General features: G+C 63.3%; 4 protein-coding genes and 1 pseudogene. 3 read left to right on the top strand and 2 right to left on the bottom strand.

The window, feature by feature from the left end; genetic code table 11:
- From Q0O19_RS13810 to Q0O19_RS13800, 3 genes and pseudogenes are all read left to right on the top strand, one after another.
- Positions 1–408, top strand: a pseudogene (locus Q0O19_RS13810) (indolepyruvate ferredoxin oxidoreductase); the annotation flags it as partial.
- A gap of 27 nt (positions 409–435) precedes the next feature.
- A complete protein-coding gene (locus tag Q0O19_RS13805) occupies positions 436–2013 on the top strand; it encodes an indolepyruvate oxidoreductase subunit beta family protein (RefSeq protein ID WP_295523918.1) in 1578 nt (525 codons plus the stop codon).
- A 54-nt stretch (positions 2014–2067) separates the two neighbouring features.
- Positions 2068–3060, top strand: a complete 993-nt coding sequence (locus Q0O19_RS13800) for a tripartite tricarboxylate transporter substrate binding protein (protein WP_295523916.1) — start codon at positions 2068–2070, stop codon at positions 3058–3060.
- A 6-nt stretch (positions 3061–3066) separates the two neighbouring features.
- Here Q0O19_RS13800 and Q0O19_RS13795 read toward each other — a convergent pair whose 3' ends face one another.
- Both Q0O19_RS13795 and Q0O19_RS13790 read right to left on the bottom strand, forming a co-directional pair.
- A complete protein-coding gene (locus tag Q0O19_RS13795; protein ID WP_295523920.1) occupies positions 3067–3654 on the bottom strand; it encodes a Crp/Fnr family transcriptional regulator in 588 nt (195 codons plus the stop codon).
- Between the two features lie 144 nt (positions 3655–3798).
- A partial coding sequence (locus Q0O19_RS13790) for a glycerate kinase (protein WP_295523914.1) occupies positions 3799–4978 on the bottom strand: 1180 nt, incomplete at its 5' end.

Below are 4978 nucleotides of genomic sequence, written 5' to 3'. Positions count from 1 at the left end.
ACCACCGAATTCCAGGGACTGAAGGTGATCGTGGCCGAAGGCGAATGCCAGCTCGAGCGCCAGCGCCGCATCAAGCCCTGGCTGGCCTCCTTGCTGTCAAAGGGTGAGCGGGTGGAACGCGTGAAATACGGCGTAGACGAGGACGTGTGCAACGGCGACCACGCCTGCATCCGCCTGTCGGGCTGCCCCACCCTCACGCTCAAGGACAACCCCGATCCACTCAAAGTAGACCCGGTGGCCACCGTGATCGACGGCTGTGTGGGCTGCGGCTTGTGCGGCGAAAACGCACACGCGGCCACACTGTGCCCCTCCTTTTACCGGGCCGAAGTGGTGCAAAACCCCAAGCTGCATGAGCGCCTGTGGGCCCGCTGGCAAAGCCTGGCCACACGTTGGCTGCAACCCGTTTGAACACCTTGATGGCTTGAGAGAAAAACCATGACCCAACCGATTTCCATTTTGCTGTGCGCCCTGGGGGGCGAAGGCGGCGGCGTGCTGGCCGACTGGCTGGTCGACGTGGCCCGCCACGCGGGTTACCCGGCACAAGCCACCTCCATCCCCGGCGTGGCACAGCGCACCGGCGCCACCACCTATTACCTGGAAATTTACCCCCTGCCCCACAACCAGCTGCAAGGCCGCTTGCCGGTGCTGGGCCTGAACCCGTTGCCCGGCAGGCTGGACGCCTTGGTGTCTTCGGAGTTGCTGGAAACCGCTCGCCAAATTGGCAACGGCCTGGCTTCAAACGACCGGACACTGGTCATCAGCGCCTCGTCGCGCGCGCTGACCACCGCCGAGAAAATGACCATGGGCGACGGCCGCCGGCCCGAAGGCCCGCTGCTCGATGTGGTGGCCGCGCACAGCCTGCGCCACCACGTCATGGACATGGCGCGCCTGTGCCAGGAAAGCGGCACCATGGTCAGCGCCGTCATGCTGGGGGCGATGGCGGGCAGTGGCTTGCTGCCCTTTGACCGAGCCCACTACGAGGCCGTATTGGCGGGCCCCAGCGCCTCCGCCAAAGCCAGCCTGCGCGGTTTTGCGCTGGCTTTTGATCTGGTCACACGCCAACGCGAGCAGGCCCAGTACGTCGAGCACGTCATGAAACCGCCAGCACCTGCGCCCACGGCATCGGCGGTTTTGCCAGCCGATGTGGCCGCTCGGTTTCCGGCCTCACTGCATGCCTTGATGGGTCTGGCACACCAACGCTTGGTGGAATACCAAGGCCCTGCCTATGCACGCCTGTATGTGCAGCGCCTCGAACGCTTGCAGGATGCGGAGTCCAACGCCAGCGACAACCACCGCCCCGTGACCTTGGAGACCACCCGCTGGCTGGCCCTGTGGATGGCGTTTGACGACATCATCCGCGTGGCCGACCTGAAAAGCCGCGCCAGCCGCTGGGACCGTGTGACGCAAGAAGTCAAAGCCAAAGAAGGCGATGTGCTCAAGGTCTACGACCACTTCAAACCTGGCGTGCCCGAGCTGGCGGCCCTGTTACCGCAAAGCCTGGCCAACCGCCTGCTGCGTTGGGACCGCAACCGTGTGGCCCATGGCCAAGCCCCTTGGTCCATGCCACTCAAGGTGGCGCGGCATGCGCTTTGGGGCATGGCCAGCTTGCGCCTGCTGGCCAGCCTGCGGGTGCTGCGCCCTTTCGGCAGCCGCTACGCCACCGAACAAGCCCTGATCGAAGAGTGGCTGGGCGGCATCGAGGCCGCCACGCGCCTCTCCACTGAGCTGGGGCTGGAACTGGCGCGTTGCGGGCAACTCATCAAAGGCTATGGCAGCACCAACGAACGCGGCAAAGACAACCTGCTGCACATCCTGCGCCATGTGTGCGGCCCCGCTTCAGCCGTGGCTGTGGCAGAGCAAGCGCAAGCCGTGGCCCGCATCCGCCAAGCGGCTTTGCAAGACGAGGCGGGGCAAGCGCTCGACCAAGCCTTGTTGCAACACGGCGCTCCAGCGCGCCCGGTCAAGGAACAACCTGTGCTCTGGATGAAAAATCCGAGACTGCAAAAAACCTGAAAGTGCTCCACCATATTCAGAAAAACCCCCCAGAATAAGCCCCAGGAGACCCCCATGAGAAAAAACCGCCTTTTCACCCGCCGCACGTTGGCCACGGCCCTGCTGGCCATCGCCGCCGGGCCCGCCTTGTGCTTGAGTGCCGCAGCGCAAAGCTGGCCCACCAAGCCCGTCAAGATCGTGGTCAACTTTCCGCCGGGTGGCGCGGCCGACCAAATTGCCCGCGCCATTGGCGTGCCCTTGGGCGAGGCGCTGGGCCAACCCGTGGTGGTGGAAAACCGGGGTGGTGCGAATGGCAACTTGGGCGGTGAGTTGGTGGCCAAATCACCGGCCGATGGCTACACCTTGCTCATGAGTTCAGGCGGCATGGTGTCGGTCAACCCCCACATTTATGCCCGCATGGCTTTTGACCCGACCAAAGACCTGGTGCCCGTGGCTTCGGCCGCAAGGGTGCTGGTGTTTTTGGTCGCCAAACCCAACCTCCCAGCCAACAACATCCAGGAATTTTTGGCCTATGTCAAAGCCAACCCTGGGCGCTTGTCTTATGGCTCTGCTGGCAACGGCAGCTCGCTTCACTTGGCCGGAGAAATGATGAAAAGCCAAGCCGGTCTTTTTGCCGTGCATGTGCCCTACCGGGGTGCAGCGCCAGCGCTGCAAGACGTTCTGGCGGGTCAATTGGACTTTTACTTCGATCCAGGCATTGGTTTGGGCCAAGTGCGGGCCGGCAAGCTCAAGCTCTTGGCCGTGGGCAGCATGAAACGCTCCCCCCTGTTCCCCAATGTGCCCACACTGGACGAAGCGGGCCTGAAAGGTTTTGACGCCGATTCGGTGTTTGGTTTTTATGCGCCTGCGGGCACGCCAGCCGACGTGGTCAACCGCGTCAACCGCGAAGTCAACAAAATTCTGGGTTCGCAGGCCCTGAAAGACCGCATCCAAAACCTCGGTGGTGAGGCCCTGCCATTGACCCCTGCCGAATTTGGCGTACGCGCCGCAGACGATTCCAAACGCTTTGGCGCCATCATCCGCGAGCGCAAGATCAGCGGGGATTGAAGCGCTTCACACCCCGGCCAACTCGCGCAGCGCTTGCGGGTTGGGCAGGCCCAAAACCCGACCGACGCCACTGATCAACTGGCGTTCACGCAAGTGGCGCAGCACCCGAGAAAAAGTCTCCGGGGCAATGCCCAGTTGCGCGGCAATGTTGCGTTTGCGCTCGCGCAGCGTCACGGCCAAACCGCCGACCAAGCCATCGGGTTCGGCATGGCGCAGCAACCATTCGGCGCAACGCGCATCCGCGTCTTTGGCCAAACGGCTCACGGCCATTTCGGTTTGTTGGCGCTGTGATCGGGCCATGTCCATCAACAAATTTTGCGAGGCATCGGGCAAGGCATTCACTTCGGCCACGAAATCGTCCACCGCCACATATAGCAATTGCACCGCCGTATCGGCCACAGCATCCACGGCCTGGGGCAGACCCAACAAGCCCGCAGCCGCCTCCAGCCAAAAAGGCCCTTCCACGGTGCCCAGTTGATGCGCCATTTGGCCATCGATCATTACACCCAAGACCACCCGACCTTGCATCACATGAACAATGCGTTGCACGGCTTCGCCGCGGCGCAACAAAACAACACCCGCGTCCAAGCTCATGGCGGGTTCGGGGGAGACAGACAAAACGTTATCCAGCATCATGCTGCCAATGTGCCAGTGCACCGCGCCATGGGATTTGACGCACATCAACACCCGGCTTTGCCGCGCATGCCAAGGGGCCCTTCTCGGGCCCCTCCGATCGACTCAGGCCACCCAAATGGCCCGGAAATCGTTCACATTGGTGTGCGTGGGCCCCGTGATGACCAGATCCCCCAAAGGCTCAAAAAAACCATAGGCGTCGTTGCGCTGCAGGTGATCTTCCAGCTTGTGGCCCAGCGCAGCTGCCCGCGCCAAGGTGTCAGGGGCCACTTGGGCACCCGCATTGTCTTCCATGCCGTCGATGCCATCGGTGTCGGCGGCCAATGCCCAGACCCCGGGCTGGCCTTGCAGACCCTGCGCGAGGCCCATGCAAAACTCCCCCGCCCGACCGCCACGCCCACGCGGCGTGCCTGAAGGCTGGGGTTTGAAGGTCACGGTGGTTTCTCCGCCGCTCAAAATCACACAAGGCTTGTGGAACGGCCCCTGTCCACGCGCCGCCGCACGCGCCAAGGCGGCATGCACCTTGCCCACTTCACGCGACTCGCCCTCGATCTCGTCGCTCAGAATGTAAGCGTTCAGGCCTTGCGCACGCGCCGCCTCGGCGGCCGCTTCCAGCGACTGTTGGGGTGTGGCGATCATGTGCAAAACATGACCGTCAAAAACAGGCGAGCCAGGTTTGGGTGTTTCCCAAGTGCCAGCCTCAAGGTTTTGCAAAACCTCCGGTGGCACCGCAATCGCGTAGCGCTGCAAGATCGCCAAAGCGTCTGCACAGGTGCTGGCATCGGCCACAGTGGGCCCGCTGGCGATGATGGACGGGTCATCGCCCGGCACATCGCTGATGGTGAGGGTGACCACCCGAGCCGGTGCGCACGCCGCTGCCAAACGCCCGCCCTTGATGCGCGAGAGGTGCTTGCGCAGACAATTCATTTCAGCAATATTCGCCCCGCTGGCCAACAGTTGGCGGTTGATGTCTTGCTTGAGCTGCAAGCCGATGCCGTCGGCTGGCAAAGTCAGCAGTGACGAGCCACCGCCCGAAATCAGGCACAGCACCAAGTCATCGGCGGTGAGCCCTTGAGTCAATTCTAAAATCCGCTCTGCGGCTTGGAGCCCGGCGGCATCGGGCACCGGGTGCGAAGCTTCAACCACCTCGATGCGCTCTGGCAGACCCGCCGGTCGCGGTGGCGTGTGGCCATAACGCGTGACCACCAGGCCCGACAAGGGGGCATCTTTCGGCCACAAAGCCTCGACCGCCTGCGCCATCGCCCCCCCGGCTTTGCCCGCACCC

It is taken from the genome of Limnohabitans sp. Rim8, from assembly GCF_945869175.1.
GTDB lineage: Bacteria > Pseudomonadota > Gammaproteobacteria > Burkholderiales > Burkholderiaceae_C > Limnohabitans_A.
Note: the sequence above shows the minus strand (reverse complement) of the source record. Positions and strands in the feature narration are given on the sequence as shown.

What these genes read in the sequence shown, in the direction of transcription:
- Q0O19_RS13800 (WP_295523916.1), top strand. Translation starts at nt 2,068, where the DNA reads ATGAGAAAAAACCGCCTTTTCACCCGCCGCACGTTGGCCACGGCCCTG.
- Q0O19_RS13805 (WP_295523918.1), top strand. Translation starts at nt 436, where the DNA reads ATGACCCAACCGATTTCCATTTTGCTGTGCGCCCTGGGGGGCGAAGGC.
- Q0O19_RS13795 (WP_295523920.1), bottom strand. Translation starts at nt 3,654, where the DNA reads ATGAGCTTGGACGCGGGTGTTGTTTTGTTGCGCCGCGGCGAAGCCGTG.